The 16,769-nt window shown below is 60.2% G+C and carries 18 protein-coding genes; 7 read left to right on the top strand and 11 right to left on the bottom strand.

From position 1 onward, the window contains the following. Positions 1-35: 35 nt before the first annotated feature. Positions 36-506, bottom strand: a complete 471-nt coding sequence (locus R3C98_RS08405) for a DUF6491 family protein (protein WP_371313665.1) — start codon at positions 504-506, stop codon at positions 36-38. 139 nt (positions 507-645) lie between these two features. Between R3C98_RS08405 and gatA the strand changes: the two genes are divergently transcribed. Both gatA and R3C98_RS08395 read left to right on the top strand, forming a co-directional pair. After that, positions 646-2,118, top strand: a complete 1,473-nt coding sequence (gene gatA, locus R3C98_RS08400) for an Asp-tRNA(Asn)/Glu-tRNA(Gln) amidotransferase subunit GatA (protein WP_371313664.1) — start codon at positions 646-648, stop codon at positions 2,116-2,118. Positions 2,119-2,128: 10 nt separating this feature from the next. Next, on the top strand, positions 2,129-2,584 hold the full coding sequence (locus tag R3C98_RS08395; RefSeq protein ID WP_371313663.1) for a hypothetical protein: 456 nt from the start codon (positions 2,129-2,131) through the stop codon (positions 2,582-2,584). Here the strand turns inward: R3C98_RS08395 and R3C98_RS08390 are convergent. Next, entirely contained in the window at positions 2,553-2,939 is a 387-nt protein-coding gene (locus R3C98_RS08390; RefSeq protein WP_371313662.1) for a hypothetical protein, read from the bottom strand. The genes R3C98_RS08395 and R3C98_RS08390 overlap by 32 nt on opposite strands. Positions 2,940-3,140: 201 nt before the next feature. On the opposite strand from R3C98_RS08390, the gene gatB reads away from it, so the two are divergent. Then, a complete protein-coding gene (gene gatB, locus R3C98_RS08385; protein WP_371313661.1) occupies positions 3,141-4,652 on the top strand; it encodes an Asp-tRNA(Asn)/Glu-tRNA(Gln) amidotransferase subunit GatB in 1,512 nt (503 codons plus the stop codon). 3 nt (positions 4,653-4,655) lie between these two features. On the opposite strand, the gene R3C98_RS08380 is transcribed toward gatB, so the two are convergent. The 5 genes from R3C98_RS08380 to R3C98_RS08360 all read right to left on the bottom strand — a co-directional run bounded on the left by R3C98_RS08380 (position 4,656) and on the right by R3C98_RS08360 (position 8,854). Next, positions 4,656-5,090 (bottom strand): HIT family protein, encoded by a 435-nt coding sequence (locus R3C98_RS08380; protein WP_371313660.1) that lies wholly within the window; start codon positions 5,088-5,090, stop codon positions 4,656-4,658. Positions 5,091-5,134: 44 nt separating this feature from the next. Then, the gene (locus tag R3C98_RS08375) at positions 5,135-6,298 is read right to left on the bottom strand and encodes a GNAT family N-acetyltransferase (protein ID WP_371313659.1); all 1,164 of its coding nucleotides are present in this window, start codon (positions 6,296-6,298) and stop codon (positions 5,135-5,137) included. Between the two features lie 9 nt (positions 6,299-6,307). Continuing rightward, positions 6,308-7,042: a glycerophosphodiester phosphodiesterase family protein gene (locus tag R3C98_RS08370; protein WP_371313658.1), complete on the bottom strand. Its 735-nt coding sequence runs from the start codon at positions 7,040-7,042 to the stop codon at positions 6,308-6,310. Between the two features lie 2 nt (positions 7,043-7,044). Next, positions 7,045-7,506 carry a RidA family protein gene (locus R3C98_RS08365; RefSeq protein ID WP_371313657.1) on the bottom strand — a complete coding sequence of 154 codons (462 nt, stop codon included), beginning with the start codon at positions 7,504-7,506 and terminating at the stop codon, positions 7,045-7,047. A 73-nt stretch (positions 7,507-7,579) separates the two neighbouring features. After that, the gene (locus tag R3C98_RS08360) at positions 7,580-8,854 is read right to left on the bottom strand and encodes a DNA polymerase IV (protein ID WP_371313656.1); all 1,275 of its coding nucleotides are present in this window, start codon (positions 8,852-8,854) and stop codon (positions 7,580-7,582) included. Positions 8,855-8,987: 133 nt separating this feature from the next. Here R3C98_RS08360 and R3C98_RS08355 point away from each other — a divergent pair, with 133 nt between their 5' ends. From R3C98_RS08355 to R3C98_RS08345, 3 genes are read left to right on the top strand one after another with little or no spacing between them, the layout of a single operon-like run. Further along, complete coding sequence (locus tag R3C98_RS08355; protein ID WP_035582534.1) at positions 8,988-9,377, top strand: response regulator; 390 nt, start codon at positions 8,988-8,990, stop codon at positions 9,375-9,377. Then, the gene (locus tag R3C98_RS08350) at positions 9,374-10,741 is read left to right on the top strand and encodes a PleD family two-component system response regulator (protein ID WP_371313655.1); all 1,368 of its coding nucleotides are present in this window, start codon (positions 9,374-9,376) and stop codon (positions 10,739-10,741) included. Before R3C98_RS08355 ends, R3C98_RS08350 begins: the two co-directional genes overlap by 4 nt. A 54-nt stretch (positions 10,742-10,795) precedes the next feature. Further along, entirely contained in the window at positions 10,796-12,019 is a 1,224-nt protein-coding gene (locus R3C98_RS08345; RefSeq protein ID WP_371313654.1) for an MFS transporter, read from the top strand. A gap of 55 nt (positions 12,020-12,074) precedes the next feature. On the opposite strand, the gene rpmG is transcribed toward R3C98_RS08345, so the two are convergent. Then, entirely contained in the window at positions 12,075-12,242 is a 168-nt protein-coding gene (gene rpmG / locus R3C98_RS08340) for a 50S ribosomal protein L33 (protein WP_045655784.1), read from the bottom strand. 198 nt (positions 12,243-12,440) lie between these two features. On the opposite strand from rpmG, the gene R3C98_RS08335 reads away from it, so the two are divergent. Then, complete coding sequence (locus R3C98_RS08335) at positions 12,441-12,953, top strand: RidA family protein (RefSeq protein ID WP_371313653.1); 513 nt, start codon at positions 12,441-12,443, stop codon at positions 12,951-12,953. Positions 12,954-12,956: 3 nt separating this feature from the next. On the opposite strand, the gene R3C98_RS08330 is transcribed toward R3C98_RS08335, so the two are convergent. From R3C98_RS08330 to R3C98_RS08320, 3 genes are read right to left on the bottom strand one after another with little or no spacing between them, the layout of a single operon-like run. After that, positions 12,957-13,718 (bottom strand): NUDIX domain-containing protein, encoded by a 762-nt coding sequence (locus tag R3C98_RS08330; protein WP_371313652.1) that lies wholly within the window; start codon positions 13,716-13,718, stop codon positions 12,957-12,959. After that, the gene (gene rnr / locus R3C98_RS08325; RefSeq protein WP_371313651.1) at positions 13,715-15,985 is read right to left on the bottom strand and encodes a ribonuclease R; all 2,271 of its coding nucleotides are present in this window, start codon (positions 15,983-15,985) and stop codon (positions 13,715-13,717) included. Before rnr ends, R3C98_RS08330 begins: the two co-directional genes overlap by 4 nt. A 57-nt stretch (positions 15,986-16,042) precedes the next feature. Next, on the bottom strand, positions 16,043-16,759 hold the full coding sequence (locus R3C98_RS08320) for a M23 family metallopeptidase (protein ID WP_371313650.1): 717 nt from the start codon (positions 16,757-16,759) through the stop codon (positions 16,043-16,045). Between the last annotated feature and the right edge of the window lie 10 nt (positions 16,760-16,769).

Genomic DNA, 16,769 nt, shown 5'->3' with positions numbered 1-16,769 from the left:
TCACACCGCTTCGGTGGCGAAGTCTCCGTAATCAATCAGGATTCTTCTGGAGGCGCGTCAGATTCTGCTGAGTCAGTGTCGGTTGTGTCATCAGCTTTTTCTGCCTTGGGATCCCATTTGTGCATGGATTTTACCACACAGCGGGCAGTGCTGAAGGGCTGGTCCCGGCGAATTGTCAGGGAATCAGACACGATTACGCTGTCACCATTGGTCAGACAGCCTGTCGACGCCCCGATCCGCATCGTCACGGCATGTTCCAGCGGTGTGCAGGTGCCGAAGACTTCGATCAGGTAGTGGTCGCGTCCTTCCCTGACGGTGAACGTATCCCGGGTGTTGTTCCCAAAGCTGTCTATATTGTTTGCGAAGCAAATCCGGTCGACTTCTTCACCCAAGCGGGGGTCATCGGCATATTTCTCAATGCCGGTTGGCTTTCGCTCCGCACCGTCAGTGGAGGCGCAACCGGCGAGGACAAGCATCGCGGAGGCAAAGGTGAGACTAAGGCGCATGGCAATCTCCTTCTGGTCAAATCCAGTCTCACAATGGTGTGACGAACTGATATCTGCCTGACAAGCACTCTCACAGAGACTTGAACTTTCAGCCCAAGCCGTCATAGCAGGCGGGCAGAATTGCCGGAGACCCGCTACGATGACCGAATTGACGAAGCTGACCCTTGCAGACGCCCTGGACGGCCTGAAGGCGAAGAAATTCTCGTCCCGGGAGATCACGCAGGACTTCATCCAGGCCATCGAGGCCTCGCGCATCATCAATGCCTATGTTGTCGAGACGCCGGAAAAGGCGCTGGAAATGGCGGACAAGGCCGATGCGCGCCTTTCAAGCGGTGAGGGTGGCAAGCTCGAAGGCGCACCCATCGGCGTGAAGGATCTCTACTGCACCAAGGGCGTCCGCACGACGGCCTGCAGCAACATCCTCGGCGAATTCACCCCGACTTATGAGTCCACCGTAACCCAGAATCTGTGGGACGAGGGTGCTGTCATGCTGGGCAAGCTCAACATGGACGAGTTCGCCATGGGCTCTTCCAATGAGACATCCCGGTTCGGACCGCCGATCAACCCGTGGCGCCGTAAGGGCGACAATGCCGGTCTGACACCGGGCGGTTCGTCCGGTGGATCCGCGGCAGCTGTCTCAGGCGACCTTTGCCTCGCAGCGACAGCGTCCGACACAGGCGGTTCCATCCGCCAGCCTGCCGCCTTCACCGGTACAGTCGGCATCAAGCCAACCTATGGCCGCGCAAGCCGCTGGGGCATGGTGGCCTTCGCATCGTCGCTGGATCAAGCAGGCCCGATTGCAAAGACGGTCGAGGACTCTGCGATCCTGCTGGACGTCATGTGCAGCCATGATCCGAAGGATTCGACTTCGCTTCAAGTCGATCAGCCGGATTGGCGCACGGACGTTTCCAAAGGCGTAAAGGGCATGCGTATCGGCATTCCGAAGGAATACCGGATGGACGGCATGTCTGAAGAAATCGATGCGCTCTGGAACAAGGGCATCGAATGGCTGAAAGCTGCCGGCGCCGAGATTGTCGACATCACTTTACCTCACACGAAATACGCTCTTCCTGCCTATTACATCGTGGCGCCCGCCGAAGCCTCATCGAACCTCGCGCGGTATGACGGCATGCGTTACGGCGCCCGTGTGGATGGCAACAATCTGACCCAGACCTATGAAGCCACGCGCGCCGGAGGTTTCGGCCGTGAAGTGCAACGTCGCCTAATGATCGGTACCTACGTGCTCTCGTCCGGGTACTACGACGCCTATTACCTGCGTGCTCAGAAGGTACGTACCAAGATCCTGAACGACTTTGTCGATGCGTTTGAAAGCTGCGATGCGATCGTGACGCCGACCTGTCCGTCGCCGGCTTTCGCGTTCGGGGAAAAGAGCGGCGATCCGGTCGAGATGTACCTCAACGACGTGTTCACGGTGACGACGAACCTCGCTGGCTTGCCGGGCATCTCCGTGCCTGCGGGCCTGTCTTCCGACGGCCTGCCGCTGGGCCTGCAGGTGATCGGCAAGGCTCTGGACGAATCTGCCTGTTTCCGCGTTGGCGGTGAACTTGAACGCGCAGCTGGTTTCGTGGCCAGACCGGAGAAGTGGTGGTAGGCTTCGGGCCATGAACCGCTTTCTTGTACTGTTTGGCATCATGCTGGTCATCTCGGTCGGGATGATTGCGACTGCGACTATGCAGGCTGATTTCAGCCTGATGGATTCCAAGTCCACCCCGCTATGGCTGGCGGCTGTGGCCGTCGCTGCCTACGTCGCATGGCGTATCGACGGCGTGCTCAAACGCCGTGAGCGGAGGCAGGATGCATCTGTGGGCGAGGGGCGTAGCTTCCTGAAGCCGAAAGTTTCACCTGCCCAATCGGCTAGAGCTGCACGCGTCGCGGCACGCCGCAAAAAGCTGGTCGCTGAGGGGAAGCTGGAAGCAGAGCCTGAACCGGCCGCTGAGCTAGAGTCCGATGATGATGAGGCTCCGGCAACGCGTGTCTCCCAGGCTGCCCCGATCAAGGACCGGATGGCCGCCCGGGCAGAACGTGTCAGGCAAGCGAAGGAACAGGGGAAGCTTTAGGTGGTTTCCTGCGGCCTGAAGTGGCCTGATCCTTGGCGGTGACAACGGGCGCCTTCGTGCCGCCGCGTGGTCCTTCATCTTCATCAGCCGGTTTTTCGCCACGATCCGCAATGCGGGTCACGTGGATACCTGCGCCAATCAGGCCGCCAATCGGGCCGAACTGTAGCAGCATGGCTAGGATGAACAGGATCGGAATGTTCATGTCCAGATTGCCGAGCGTCAGGAAAAGGGCGCCAAACATGGTGCCACCGAAAATCAGGCCAATCGCGAACCCGGCAATGATGTGGCGCAGAAAACCCTGCGCAATGTGACGCTCGTCTTCGCTGGCGCCGTCAATGATCATCTTGAAGAGCATTATTTTTATTTCCCCTTCTCGCTTCCTCCCGAAGCAGTGGTGCAAATTTGACGCACATTGCGGCTAAGGAAAACCCCTTAGTTTTAGGGATGTCCACGAAACCGGATATTTCATTGGTTTGTACAGTGTCAGCACGGCTCGACAGGTCCGTCTGCGGGGGGCTAAAAGGACCGGATTCTGCCGCGAACAATCGAGGAAAGCATGTCTGTACGCACCCCATACACAATCAAGGGCGACACAGGTGACTGGGAACTGGTGATGGGCCTCGAAGTCCACGCTCAGGTTTCCTCCAATGCGAAGCTGTTTTCCGGCGCTGCGACGGCATTTGGTGCTGACCCGAACTGCAATGTCTCGCTCGTCGATGCGGCGATGCCCGGCATGCTGCCTGTCATCAACGAATTCTGCGTCGAGCAGGCGATCCGGACGGGGCTCGGTCTCAAGGCTGAGATCAACCACTACAGCCGGTTCGACCGGAAGAACTATTTCTATCCTGACCTGCCGCAGGGCTATCAGATCAGCCAGTTTGCGCACCCGATCGTCGGCGAAGGCGAAATCGAAGTGGATGTGGAGCCTGCCCATGGTGGCGAAGCCTACACGTTCCCATGCCGGATCGAGCGCCTGCACCTGGAGCAGGATGCCGGCAAATCCATCCACGACATGGACCCGAATTCCACCTATGTGGATCTGAACCGGTCCGGCGTGGCGCTGATGGAAATCGTCTCGCGCCCGGATGTCCGTACGCCTGCTGAGGCAGCTGCCTATGTGAAGAAGCTGCGGGCCATCGTGATCGCGCTCGGCACCTGCGACGGCGACATGGAGAAGGGCAACCTCCGCGCCGACGTGAACGTTTCCGTCTGCCGGCCCGGGCAGTACGAGAAATACCGCGAAACGGGTGACTTCGGCCATCTTGGCACGCGCTGCGAAATCAAGAACATGAACTCGTTCCGCTTTATCCAGCAGGCGATCGAGTATGAAGCCCGCCGCCAGATCGAGATCATCGAAGCCGGCGGCAAAGTAGATCAGGAAACCCGCCTGTTCGATCCGAACAAGGGCGAGACCCGGTCCATGCGTTCCAAGGAAGATGCGCACGATTACCGCTATTTCCCGGATCCGGACCTGCTGCCACTGGAAGTCGAAGAAGCATGGATCGAGGAAATCCGGTCGACCCTGCCGGAACTGCCAGATGAAAAGCGTGCGCGTTTCGAGGCGGACTACGGCCTGACCCGCTACGATGCCGGCGTCCTGACAGCGGAAGCAGACAAGGCTGCCTTCTTTGAGGAAGTTGCCAAGGGACGCGATGCGAAGCTCGCCGCTAACTGGGTGACGCAGGAACTGTTCGGATATCTCAACAAGGAAGGCCTGGAACTGGCAGACAGCCCGGTTTCAGCGGCCGATCTTGGCGGCCTGATCGAGCTCATCTCGAATGACACGATCAGCGGCAAGATCGCAAAGGACGTCTTTGGGCGGATGATTGCCGGTGAAGGCAAGCCGGCGGACATCGTCGAGAAGCATGGCCTGAAGCAGGTGACGGACACGGGTGCCATCGAGAAGGTTGTCGACGAGATCATCGCCGCCAACCCGGAGCAGGTGGCTCAGGTGAAGGAAAAACCGAAGACCATGGGTTGGTTCGTCGGTCAGGTGATGAAGGCTTCGGGCGGCAAGGCCAACCCGAAAGCCGTCAACGATATCCTGAAAGCAAAGCTCGGTCTGTAGACTTCAAAACGCGGCGCGGATCTTTTCTGCAATCGGTTCCAATTCTTCCGGTTTCGCCATGCCGCCTTCGGCATGGCGGCCGAGCAGCTTGCCTTCCCAGCGCGGGATGATGTGGAAGTGCAGGTGGTAGACGGTCTGCCCGGCAGGCGCGCCGTTGAACTGGCTGACCATCAGGCCGTCCGGCGTCAGGGCCTTCTCGACAGCGCGGGTCACTTTCTGCACCTTCAGCATATACTGGCCGAGATAATCTGACGGCATATCGAGGAAGTTCCGGGCTTCGACCAGTTTCGGAATGACCAGTGTGTGCCCTTCGCTTTGCGGAAAGACATCCATGAAGGCGAGGGCCACGTCATCCTCATACACCTTGATGCTGGGCATTTCACCGCGAACAATTTTCGCGAAAATATTATTGGGGTCGTAAGTGTCGTGAAGGGTCATCGTTACTTCTTCGTTTCTGGGGATTTGCTCAAAGTGAAGGGGGGCTACTCGCCCTTCTTAAACGGCGTTCGCTCATTCAGGTAGTCCAGATCGTGCTCGACAGCGGCGCGTTCGCGTTCCAGGTAGTCCGCCACCGCGTCCCGTAGGCCGGGGTGTGCAATCCAGTGGGCGGAGTAAGTCAGTACCGGGACATATCCGCGGGCAAGCTTGTGCCCGCCTTGCGCGCCTGCCTCGACCACGCGCAGGCCGTGCGCGATGGCGTAATCGATGGCCTGATAGTAGCAGGTTTCGAAGTGTAGCATCGGGCGCGGATCGATCGTCCCCCAATAGCGGCCATACAACGTATCCGACCCGATCATGTTCAACGCGCCCGCAATCGGCTCGCCATCCTCCATCGCAAACACGAACAGCATGTCGTCCGCCATCCGCTCCCGCAGGATCGAGAAGGTCTTCCGGGTCAGGTAAGGCGAGCCCCATTTCCGGTTGCCCGTGTCCATGTAGAATTCAAAGAACCGGTCGAGATGGTCTTCGGTGATGTCGTCTCCGCGCACATGCACGAAATCGAGCCCTTCCTGCGCCTTCGCACGTTCCTTCCGCAGGTTCTTTCTTTTGGATGAGGACAGTTCCGCCAGGAAATCGTCGAAGCTTTCATAGTCCTGATTGAACCAGTGGAACTGCTGGTCTGTCCGGCAAAGCATGCCGTTGAGCATGAGGGACTGGGCGTCGTCCTCTTCGAGAAAATTTATGTGAACGGACGAGAGCTTGTTTTGCTCAGCAAAGCTGACGGCAGCATTCAGCAGCAGAGATTTGATCTTGGCTTCATCCGGCCCCGGCGCGGCGAGACGCCGGCGGCCGGTCACGGGCGTGAAAGGCACAGCGCTCAGGAGTTTCGGGTAGTAGGCCCCGCCTGCGCGCTCGAAGGCATCGGCCCAGGAGTGATCGAACACGAACTCTCCGCGCGAGTGGGTCTTGCCATAGAGTGGCATGGCACCGCGCAATACATCGTTCGCATCTCTCACGAGAATATGGCGTGGGATCCATCCGGTTTCAGGGGTTGCAGCGCCTGAGCTTTCAAGCGCCTCCAGAAATTCCCAGCTCAGGAACGGATCGCGGCGGAGACCGGGCGGATTGGCAACGGCATTCCACTCGTCCGGGTCGACGTCCGCGAGCCCTGTGACGATGTCGATGCGGAAGTTCGTTTCGTCCATGGCTTCAATCTAGGTGCTGAGGCGCTGCGAGACTAGTTCCGGGTCCATATGTTCGAAAATCGCAGCGGCTTTGTGCTCCCTGCAGCGGTCGAGTTCGTCATCGCTGCGGACCGTCCAGACAACGATGGGTAAATTGCTGCCCTGGGATTTCAGCGCGGCGCGCTCGATGTCGGATGTGTGGACAGCAAGATAATCGATCCTGTCGGCGATCGCCCGCTCGAGCACAGCATCGAATGCTTCTTCACCAACCTTGGAGGTCGAACCGATCAGCTGGCCGCGCATTAATCCCATTGGCAGGGCGCGCACCGCCATTTCGGAAAAGCTCATCGCCGCCGCGAAGCCTTTCCAATGCGCTAAACGGTCTCCGACCCGGCGGGCGAATGCCTCCGGATCGGTCTTTCCGTCGATTTTCAGCTCGGTCAGCAATGGCAGTTGGTAGGGCCAGATTCGCAGGAGTTCGATGAACGTTGGAAGATGTTCCGACGTTCCGGCAAGCGACAACCTGCCAAGCTCTTTTGTATTCAGGTCCTCCGTCTTGCCGGCGCGTTTTGTCATCCGGTCGAGCGTGTCGTCGTGGAAAACCACTGGCGTGCCATCACGCGCCGGACGGACATCAAATTCAATGCCCAGCCCGGCAGCGCGAGCACACCGGAAGGCCTCCAGCGAGTTCTCAGGCGGACCGTTCACCGACCACAGGCCGCGATGCGCATAGCGGAATTTGCGGGGGTCGAACGGTGTGGCCATGCTTAGTCGGTGAACTCGATCACGGCGTCCACTTCCACGGCCACGCCTAGCGGCAGGACAGGGCAGGCAACTGCCGAGCGAGCATGACGTCCGGCATCGCCGAAGACCTCGACCATCAGATCGGAGCAGCCATTGATAACCTGCGGGATATCCTTGAAGTCGGGATCGGCGTTCACGAACCCGCCCAGCTTCACGACCTGTTTCACGCGTGAGAGGTCGCCAAGGGCTGCTTTGCACTGCGAGATGATGTTGATCCCGCACTGCCGCGCGGCCTGCTGGCCCGCAGAGAGTTCCATGTTTTCGCCGAGGCGGCCGAGCATCCGGCCCTCCGCCGTGGCGCTTACCTGTCCGGAGATGAAGAGAAGGTTCCCTGTCATGACGTAAGGCACATAGGTGGCGACCGGCTTCATCGGTTCGGGCAGGGCGATGCCGAGGGCGTCGAGGCGGTCTTCAGGGGTGCTCATGGATCATTCTCCGGATTGATATCAGCTGCAGCAGACTTGCCGCACACCGCCGCGAGCCGCAAGCGTCCGGCGCCTATTCCTTTCGTTCATGGTCCATCCGGGCGGCCCGCCCGGTCATGACTGCGTGCTTGCCGAATTTGGCCCGTGCTGCATCCGAGGCCCGTTCAGCAGCGGCGCGCCGCGCGATACGGGGGTCCAGCAGGTCGGCTTCGTCGGCGCGGTGGTCAGAAAGCTCCGAGAGCCCGATACCGATCAGCCGGTATTTCCGGCGGCCGTCTGCTTCGCGTGCGAGCAGCGGTCTGGCTGCGCGGAAGATGGACTGTGCGATCTGGGTCGGTTCGGTCAGGGAAACGCGGCGTGTGAGGGGTTTGAAGTCAGACGTCTTCAGTTTGAGTGTGATCACAGCGCCAACGACGCCGATTTGCTTGGCACGGTCTGACGTTTTGACGCAAAGTTTCCAGAGCTGGTCCTCCAGCGCGGCATGGTCCGCAGTATCCGACCGGAAGGTCGTTTCCGTGGACACGGACTTGCGTTCCTCGTCTGTGCGGACGGGGCGATTGTCCTGGCCATGCGCCACGCGCTTCAGCCACATGCCCGTTTCTCCATACCGGCCGATCAGCGCCTTGAGCTCGGCTTTCTGGAGATCGCCGACCGTTTCGAAACCATCCTGTTCCAGCTTCGCCGCGAATTTGGGCCCCACGCCGTGGAGGAAACCGACGGGGCGGGGCGCCAGCATCGCTTCAGCTTCTTCCGGCGCGATCACCGCGAAGCCGCGCGGCTTGTCGAGCTCGCTGGCCGTCTTGGCGAGAAATTTGTTGGAGGAGAGACCAACGGAAACAGTGATGTGAAGCGCGTCCTCGATCTCCGCCGCCAATCTGGCGAGTGATGCCGCTGGCGGTGCCTTGTGGATGGCTTCCGTGCCCGTCAGGTCCAGATAGGCCTCATCAATCGAAACCGGCTGCACCAGCGGAGTGAGCGCCTCCATCTTCTCCCGCACAATGGCGGCGGCTTCCGAATATTTGTTGCGGCTGGGTCTCACGACCGTCGCTTCCGGGCAGAGCTTCAGGGCCTGGAACATGGGCATTGCCGAGCGGACTCCGTACAGGCGGGCAATGTAACAGCAGGTCAGCACCACCCCGCGTTCGCCGCCGCCGACGATCACCGGCTTGTCTTTCAGGTCCGGATTGTCTCTTTTTTCGATCGCCGCAAAGAAGGCATCACAATCGATATGGGCAATGCCCAGCCTGTGGAGTGCCGGATGGCAGACAATACGACGGCTGCTGCAGCTGGGGCAGGCTTCAGCATCGGTATGGTCAAAATGAAAACAGTCCCGGCATAACAGGCTCATGATCATATGTTCATGCCATGTTCCGCAGCTGGCGGCAATCTGAAGTGACCTGTAAACACCCGTTAAGCTTTTGCCGTATAGCTGGTCTGGTACGGTAAGGTCCGTTCCGAATCGCTCGTAATCGTGGGGAAAAATGGCAGACGCAAAAGCCAGAAAAGTGCTGGTTGTTGAGGATAATGAACTCAACATGCGCCTGTTTTGCGACCTGTTGGATGCCTACGGCTATGAAACCTACCAGTGCAGGGATGGCGCGAAGGCGGTCGAGATCGCCCGGCGGGAGCAGCCGGATCTCATCATCATGGACATCCAGCTACCGGAGGTTTCGGGCCTGGATATTACGCGCTGGCTGAAAGACGACGAGAAAGTAGCCCACATTCCTGTGCTTGCAGTCACGGCTTTTGCCATGCGCGCCGACGAGCAGCGCGTGCGCGAAGCCGGGTGTGAAGGCTATCTCTCCAAGCCGATCCAGATCATGACCTTCATCAAGGCCGTGGAATCGCTCATGCCGAAGGAAGCAGCATGAGCGCGCGGATCCTGGTTGTAGACGACATCGAAGCCAACAGGCGTCTCCTGCAGGCGAAGCTCGAAGCTCAGTACTACACGGTCATCCAGGCGGAAAATGGCCCGCAGGCCCTTGAGGTCGCGCGCAAGGAGCTGCCGGATATTATCCTGCTCGATGTGATGATGCCCGGCATGGATGGCTACGAAGTCTGCCGGCGCCTCAAGGACGATCCTACCACGGCCTTCATCCCGGTCGTCATGGTCACCGCCCTCAGCGATACCGAAGACCGGGTTCGCGGGCTTGAAGCCGGCGCGGAGGACTTCCTCACAAAGCCCGTAGACGATTTTGCCCTGATGTCCCGTGTCGGCGCGCTGATGCGCTACAATGCGGTGGCTTCGGAACTGCGCCAGAGGCAGGCCAACGGCCTCGGCAGCGGGCTCGACCACGAAATCGGCAAGGACGATTCCGACAAGCCTGCACGCATCTTCATAGTCGACGACAATCCCAGGGCATCCGCAAGACTCGCAGCTGTCCTGCGAGAGGCGGGCCACACCGTCGTCACGCTGGCCGAAGCCGGTACGATGGGGGACCTTTCCCGCCTTGGCGTGGACCTCATGATCCTGTCCTTGCCCAGCAAATCCTTCGACGCGCTGAAACTCTGCGCGCATTTCAAAGTCACGGAATCGACTCGCGCTGTCTCCATCCTTCTCATCTGCGATCCGGATGACCGGGTGCGGGCCGCCAAGGGGCTCGAGATCGGCGCCAGCGATGTGATCCTGACCCCCGTCGACAAGCAGGAGCTGTTGGTGCGTGTACGCACGCAAGCCCGTCGCGCACGCTATATTGAGATGCTCCGCAACCGTGTGGACAAGGGGCTGGAACTGTCGGTCATCGACCAGCTGACTGGCCTCTACAATCGCCGCTACATGATGAGCCAGCTGCACCAGTTTATGCAGCGATCGGTCATGGGCGGGCGCCCTGTGTCTGTGATGATGGCAGACATTGATCACTTCAAATCCGTGAATGACACCTACGGCCACGACGCCGGAGATGAGGTGCTTCAGGAGATCGCCAGCCGGTTGCGCGAGAATGTCCGCCCGATGGATATCGTCTGCCGTCCGGGCGGTGAAGAGTTCCTTGTTATCATGCCGGAAACGCCGGGGGACCTGGCCTGCGCCGCTGCTGAACGCATCCGCCGGGCCGTTGCAGTGGCCCCGTTTATCGTGGGCAAGGCCGGGCTTCGTATCCAGATCACTGTCAGCGTCGGTGTCTCCACCATTTCCGGTGAGCAGGATACGATTGCCGACCTGACCAAGCGGGCTGACCAGGCGCTTTACCAGGCGAAGACCACTGGCCGGAACCGGGTCGAGAGCACAGCCGCCTGATTGACTTGGGGATCGGCTGTCTCCACAGACGGCGCTCAGCTCAGGGGATTAGGCGTGACCGACAGGTTTTCCGCGTTCCGGCATTCAGCCTACAGCCGCTATTTCTTTTCGCGGTTCTGCACGTCGCTTGGCGCCCAGATCGTTTCAGTCTCAGTAGGCTGGCAAATCTATGACCAGACCCAGAACGCCGCGCTGCTCGGCTGGATCGGGCTGGTCCAGTTCCTGCCAGCCCTGATTCTGGTCGTTGTCACTGGGGTGACAGCGGACAGGTTCGGTCGCCGGAACGTCATGGGGTTCGCAGTCTTTGTAGAGATGGGGTGTGCGCTGGCCATTTTGGGCCTCGCGCTCTCCGGCCATTTCGATCCGTTCTGGGTACTCGGGGCTTTGACTGTATTCGGGATCGCCCGCGCGTTTTATTCACCGGCCTCGTCCAGCCTGGCCGTGAATCTGGTACCCAAGGAGGACTTCGCCAATGCGGTTGGCTGGATCACCGCGTCCTGGCAGCTCGCGTCCATCCTCGGTCCGGTCCTTGGCGGCTTGATCTACGGGATCGGTGCGCCCATCGCCTACGGGACGGCTGTGGCTCTGTTCCTGGTGTCTGGGGCAACCATCCTCACCATTCCGAAACCCGTACAGAAAAGCTCCAAGGAACCGACAACGCTGAAAACGCTGCTGGGCGGCTTCTCCTATGTCTGGAAGGAGAAGGTAGTTTTGGGAGCGATCTCGCTGGACCTGTTCGCGGTCCTGCTCGGCGGGGCGGTGGCATTGCTTCCGATCTATGCGCGGGACATCCTGGAGCTTGGGCCATCAGGCCTCGGCTTGCTGCGGGCGGCACCCGGTGTCGGAGCGGTTTTGATGATCGGGATCATCACGGCGTTTCCAATTCGCAATCATGCCGGGATCATCCTGTTTGTCTGTGTGGCACTGTTCGGCCTCGCGACGATGGTGTTCGGCGCTTCGACGCTTGCGTGGCTGTCGATTCTCGCGCTGGCACTGATCGGCGCCTTCGACATGGTCTCGGTCTATATCCGCGAGATCCTGCTGCAGCTCTGGACGCCGGATGACGTTCGCGGCCGGGTGAATGCAGTGAATTCGGTCTTTCTGGGTGCTTCGAACGAGTTGGGAGAAGCCCGGGCTGGCTTCATGGCGCACTTCCTCGGCGCTGCGTTCACGGTCGTCGCTGGCGGGGCAGCTGCCATCGGCGTGGCGGCGGCATGGGCCTTCCTGTTTCCGGCGATCCGCAAGACGCGTTATCTGCACCGGGATGAGGTCCAATGAAAAAGCCCGCTCGGGTCACGAGCGGGCTTTTCAAAAGTCCAAAAGGATCGAGTGATTACTTGATTTTGCCTTCTTTGAACTCGACGTGCTTTTTCGCAATCGGATCGTATTTCCGCTGGACCATTTTCTCGGTCATGTTGCGCGGGTTCTTCTTCGTCACATAGAAGAAGCCGGTGTCAGCCGTCGAGTTGAGGCGGATCTTGATGGTGGCGGGTTTTGCCATGGCGCGGGCTCGCTTGTGCTAGCGTCTGAAATCGGAAAGCGGCTTAATGACGGGCTGCGGGGGCTAAGTCAAGCCATCGATATCTGCTGAAAGCAGGCGGTTCGATAGAGCGACCCGCTGGCGAACCTTCTATTTTTGTCGCGTCAGCCGGAATTGCGGCTAAAGCTATGGGACATACTACAAAAATAGGGGACAGCGATGAAGTATGCGTTTTTGAAATCGGTATCCGTATCGGCCATTGCGCTGGGCTTTGTCGGCGCATGCACAACGGCAGAAAGTTTTCCTGTGCGGGAAGTGGCGGAAGCTGTTCCTGTTGTGGAATCTGAACCAGACTATTTTCTGCTACGTCCGGAAGTGGAGGCGGCTTACGGATACTCTCACGCTGTGAAAATTGGACATGAACTGAAGATTTCGGGCGCCGTAAGTATGGACGATGCTGGAAATCCGACGGCTGTCGGGGACATGGAGCAGCAGATGAAGAACGTGTACTCCGACCTCGAAAAGGTCCTGAGCCACTACGGGTACACGTTTGACGACGTGGTTGTTGAGAACGTCTTCACGACCGACATGGACAGCTTCCTGGAAGTGTCGGGTTATCGCAGCACGCTTTTCACGAAGCAGTTTCCGACCGGCACCTGGGCTCAGGTTGAGCGGCTGGCTCTGCCGGAATTCATGATCGAGATCGAACTGGAAGCTTACAAAGCGGAGTGATGTCTAGAGGCGCTCCGTGCTGTGGCCGGAACGGGTCCAGCGCAGGAAAGGCGGGCCTTCCTTGTAGTCCTTGGCTTTCAGCCGGGCATCGATCTCGCCCAGCATGAAGCGCGTGACGCTCGGCAGGTCGAGGCTCTGGGCATCCTCCAGCGTGACCCATTGCAGGTCTGACAACTCGGCGCCGTCGACCGGAGGGCGTTCGTCGATCAGGGCCTCTTCTGCGTCGGCCATGAAGAATCGCGCATCGAAGCGGCGTGGCCGGTAGGGCGGCGTGATCGCGCGTCCGATGAAGGTGAGCGGGGAGAGATGGGGGGCGGCATCCAGCTCATGGAACCGGTCCCAACCTCTTGGCGCTGAAACTGGCATCTCGGCGGGGCGCGCCACGAGAAGCCCCGTTTCCTCAAATGTTTCCCGGATCGCGGTGAGGGCAAAAGCTCTTGGCTGGCGCCGCGCGCTGATCCGCAGCTTCGCTTCAACGTCGGGCTTCAGCTCACACCAGGACACGGCGCGGCCATCATCCGGGTCCACCCGGCCGCCGGGAAAAACATACTTGTCCGGCATGAAGACGTGCCCGCCTGAGCGCTTTCCCATGAGCACCCGGGGTTTTGCAGCATCGCGGCGGATCAGGATCAGGGTCGCGGCATCCTTCGGGCGTGGGGAGCGCTGATTCTTCAGAATGACCTCGTCGTCGCTTTCCTTGTCGAAAGCCGTACCGATCAGCTGGGTGCCGCTGTCTTGTATTGTTTTTTCGCCGTCAGGGGTCACTTCCGGCTCCTCCGCTTGTGCTTGGGCAGCGTTTTTTTATTGAATTTGGGCTTGCCGCGCCGTGGAGGTCCACCCCTGCCGCGAGGGGAACGTGAGCCGGCATCTGCCGCCTTGCGTGCCGCTGCGCGGCCTGCTGGAGCTGGTTGCGGCTCGGATAGCATCTCCAGCAACAGGCCGCCCTGCAGAGGCGTCACTTCTTTCAGGCGCACCCGCACGGTCTGGCCCATGGAATAGGTCTTGCCGCTGCCGCGGGCGTAGATCTCCATCGCAGCTTGGTCCAGTACCCAATAATCGTCGGAAATGGACGAGATCGGCACGAAACCGTCGGCGCCGGAACCCGCCAGCGCCACGAACAGGCCAGAACCGGTCACACCCATAATCCGGCCCTCAAATTCCGCACCGACCCGGTCTGCCAGGAAGATGGCGAGGTAGCGGTCCGTCGCTTCGCGCTCGGCGGCCATGGACCGGCGCTCGGTGGTCGTGATGTGCTCTGCGATCTCTTCCAGCCGAACGGCGTTCTGGTCACTCAGCCCATCCGGGCCGAGCTTCAGCGCGCGGATCAGTGCCCGATGGACGATCAGGTCGGCATAACGCCGGATCGGAGAGGTGAAGTGCGCATACTTGGCGAGGTTCAGACCGAAATGGCCGAGGTTTTCCTCGGAATAAATGGCCTGCGCCTGTGAGCGTAGAACCATTTGTGTGACCATCTCGTCGTAGACGCCGCCACGAATGTCTTCGAGCAATTTGTTGAAGCGGTGCGTCTGCGGACGATCCCCGATATGCCACTTGATATCGATGGTCTGGAGGAACTCGGCGAAGGCGGCGATCTTTGCCTCGGTCGGTACATCGTGGACGCGGTAGACGAGCGGGCTGTTGGCCTTCTCAAGCGTTTCTGCGGCGGCAACGTTCGCCTGGATCATGAATTCTTCGATCAGGCGGTGAGCTTCAAGGCGCTCCTTGGCGATGACGCCCTGTATTTCGCCCTCGGTGTCGAATACGATCCGGCGTTCCGGCAGATCAAGGTCCAGCGGGCTGCGCTTGTCACGCGCCTTGGACAGGGCCGCATAGGCGCCCCAGAGCGGCTTCAGGACGCTGTCCAGCAGTTCCTCTGCCTTGCCGCCCGGCTTTCCGTCGATTGCGGCCTGGGCCTCTTCATAGGAGAGCTTTGCGGCCGATTTCATCATGCCACGGATGAAGCGGTGGGAGCGCTTGGTGCCGGACTTGTCGAAGACCATCTCCACCGCCATGCAGCGGCGCAGCTCGTTCTCGCGCAGGGAGCACTCGTCTGCCGACAGTTCAAACGGCAGCATCGGCACGACCCGGTCCGGGAAATAGGTGGAGTTGCCGCGCTTCAGCGCTTCCTTGTCCAACGGCGAGCCTTCCGTGACATAGGCCGCCACGTCGGCGATGGCGACGATCACGCGCCAACCATCGTCCAGTTGCTCCGCCCAGACCGCATCGTCATGGTCGCGGGCGTCGTGCGGGTCGATGGTGATCAGCTGGACGGCCGTAAGGTCTTCCCGTTCCGCGGCAGCAGGCTTCGGATCGCGCGCCTGTTCCAGCGCCGCTTCCGGAAATTCGGTGGGAATATCGTGTGCGTGGATCGCGAGCAGGCTGGCGGAGCGCGGATCGGTGATATGGCCGATCACTTCCGTCACAATCCCGAACGCCGGGCCATACTGGCGGCGACCGACGGGTTTCGGCTCGGCAATGACGAGATCGCCTTCCTCTGCACCGTTCCGGTCCGCTTCCTGGATGACGAACTCGCGCTTCTCCTTGCGGGAGGAGGGAACGACCTTCCCGCCCCGGGTGGTCTGGCTGTAGAGGCCGACCAGCTTGTCGGAGAGTTTCTTCTCGAACACGGTGATCGCGCGGCCCAACCATTCGCCATCGCGCTCGGAGATCTTGCACAGCGCGCGGTCTCCCACGGCTGGGGCCTTGGCCTTCGGCTTGCCGGACGGGCCAGCATAGCGGATTTCCGGCCCGAACAGGCCGTTGTCGCCAACTGACTTGCCGATCAGCTCGCCATCGTCATCGATATGGGTGAATTCAACGACGCCTGTGGGTGGCGGCCGGTCCGCCTGTGCCCAGGCGCGTTTTCCGGTGCGCTCCAGCGTGCCGTCGCCCTCCATTTCCTTCAGGATTTCACGCAGGGTCGCGCGTTCCTTGCCTTTCAGCTTCAGGCCGCGGGCGATTTCCTGCTTGGTGGTGGCGCTGGGGTTTTCGCGAAGAAAGTCCAGAACAGTCTGGCGGTCAGGGAATGTCATGACCGCCATATAAGGCGAATCGTACCGGATTGCGCGCAGGATTTGCGGTAATGGTTCCTAGTCGTCAGCCGCAGGAAGCGACATCACGTCCGCGGGCTGCAGCGCAAATGAGCCGAGGCGGGGCTTCCACGTCCCGGTCAGCACTTCGTAGTGAAGGTGGCGGGGGATCTTGTAGCCCGCGGTGTTGCCCATGATTCCAAGCAGGTCTCCGGGTCCGACAAGGTCGCCAACGTCCACTCCGGCAAAGGATTCCAGGTGTGCATAGCGCGTATAGACGCCGTCGCCATGGTCGATGACGAGCATGTTGCCATAGTCATTGCGATAGGATCGGGTACGCACCCGGCCGGCTGCCGCCGCATAAACAGGAACTGGCTTATCGCTGTAATAATCAACGCCCTTGTGCAGGCGGCCATTCCGCATGCCGTAAGCCGACGAGAAGCATCCGCCACCAACCGGAGCGGTCGCAAGTCGAACTTTACCTGCGGCCAGAACAAGGGGTTTGAAGTCCGTCACCTCAAGATCCGGACCGACATCAGCTGCATGGGCTGTCGACATGCCAGGGCAGGCTGAGAGGTGGTCCAGATATCCTGTTTTGGAAGGCGAGACGGTCAGGATCGTCAGGGGTGGTGAGGGGTTGCCGTCATCAGGCATTTCCTCAGGGAGCGATACAGCCGTGTTCAAAGCGAGCACAGCATTGTCTTGCGATGCTTGAGACATCACAAGCGCTGCGAGCGTCACCGCCCCGAGAAAGAAGAATTTCTCTGTACCGGACATGCCGAGCGTC

This window comes from Hyphomonas sp. (genome assembly GCF_041398465.1).
Classification (GTDB): Bacteria; Pseudomonadota; Alphaproteobacteria; order Caulobacterales; family Hyphomonadaceae; genus Hyphomonas.
The sequence above is the reverse complement of the archived record's forward strand: the minus strand, read 5'-3'. Positions and strand labels throughout refer to the sequence as shown.

What these genes read in the sequence shown, in the direction of transcription:
- R3C98_RS08355 (WP_035582534.1), top strand. Translation starts at nt 8,988, where the DNA reads ATGGCAGACGCAAAAGCCAGAAAAGTGCTGGTTGTTGAGGATAATGAA.
- R3C98_RS08375 (WP_371313659.1), bottom strand. Translation starts at nt 6,298, where the DNA reads ATGGACGAAACGAACTTCCGCATCGACATCGTCACAGGGCTCGCGGAC.
- R3C98_RS08390 (WP_371313662.1), bottom strand. Translation starts at nt 2,939, where the DNA reads ATGCTCTTCAAGATGATCATTGACGGCGCCAGCGAAGACGAGCGTCAC.
- gatA (WP_371313664.1), top strand. Translation starts at nt 646, where the DNA reads ATGACCGAATTGACGAAGCTGACCCTTGCAGACGCCCTGGACGGCCTG.
- R3C98_RS08380 (WP_371313660.1), bottom strand. Translation starts at nt 5,090, where the DNA reads ATGACCCTTCACGACACTTACGACCCCAATAATATTTTCGCGAAAATT.
- R3C98_RS08365 (WP_371313657.1), bottom strand. Translation starts at nt 7,506, where the DNA reads ATGAGCACCCCTGAAGACCGCCTCGACGCCCTCGGCATCGCCCTGCCC.
- R3C98_RS08335 (WP_371313653.1), top strand. Translation starts at nt 12,441, where the DNA reads ATGAAGTATGCGTTTTTGAAATCGGTATCCGTATCGGCCATTGCGCTG.
- R3C98_RS08370 (WP_371313658.1), bottom strand. Translation starts at nt 7,042, where the DNA reads ATGGCCACACCGTTCGACCCCCGCAAATTCCGCTATGCGCATCGCGGC.
- R3C98_RS08320 (WP_371313650.1), bottom strand. Translation starts at nt 16,759, where the DNA reads ATGTCCGGTACAGAGAAATTCTTCTTTCTCGGGGCGGTGACGCTCGCA.
- R3C98_RS08395 (WP_371313663.1), top strand. Translation starts at nt 2,129, where the DNA reads ATGAACCGCTTTCTTGTACTGTTTGGCATCATGCTGGTCATCTCGGTC.
- rpmG (WP_045655784.1), bottom strand. Translation starts at nt 12,242, where the DNA reads ATGGCAAAACCCGCCACCATCAAGATCCGCCTCAACTCGACGGCTGAC.
- gatB (WP_371313661.1), top strand. Translation starts at nt 3,141, where the DNA reads ATGTCTGTACGCACCCCATACACAATCAAGGGCGACACAGGTGACTGG.
- R3C98_RS08350 (WP_371313655.1), top strand. Translation starts at nt 9,374, where the DNA reads ATGAGCGCGCGGATCCTGGTTGTAGACGACATCGAAGCCAACAGGCGT.
- R3C98_RS08405 (WP_371313665.1), bottom strand. Translation starts at nt 506, where the DNA reads ATGCGCCTTAGTCTCACCTTTGCCTCCGCGATGCTTGTCCTCGCCGGT.
- R3C98_RS08360 (WP_371313656.1), bottom strand. Translation starts at nt 8,854, where the DNA reads ATGAGCCTGTTATGCCGGGACTGTTTTCATTTTGACCATACCGATGCT.
- rnr (WP_371313651.1), bottom strand. Translation starts at nt 15,985, where the DNA reads ATGACATTCCCTGACCGCCAGACTGTTCTGGACTTTCTTCGCGAAAAC.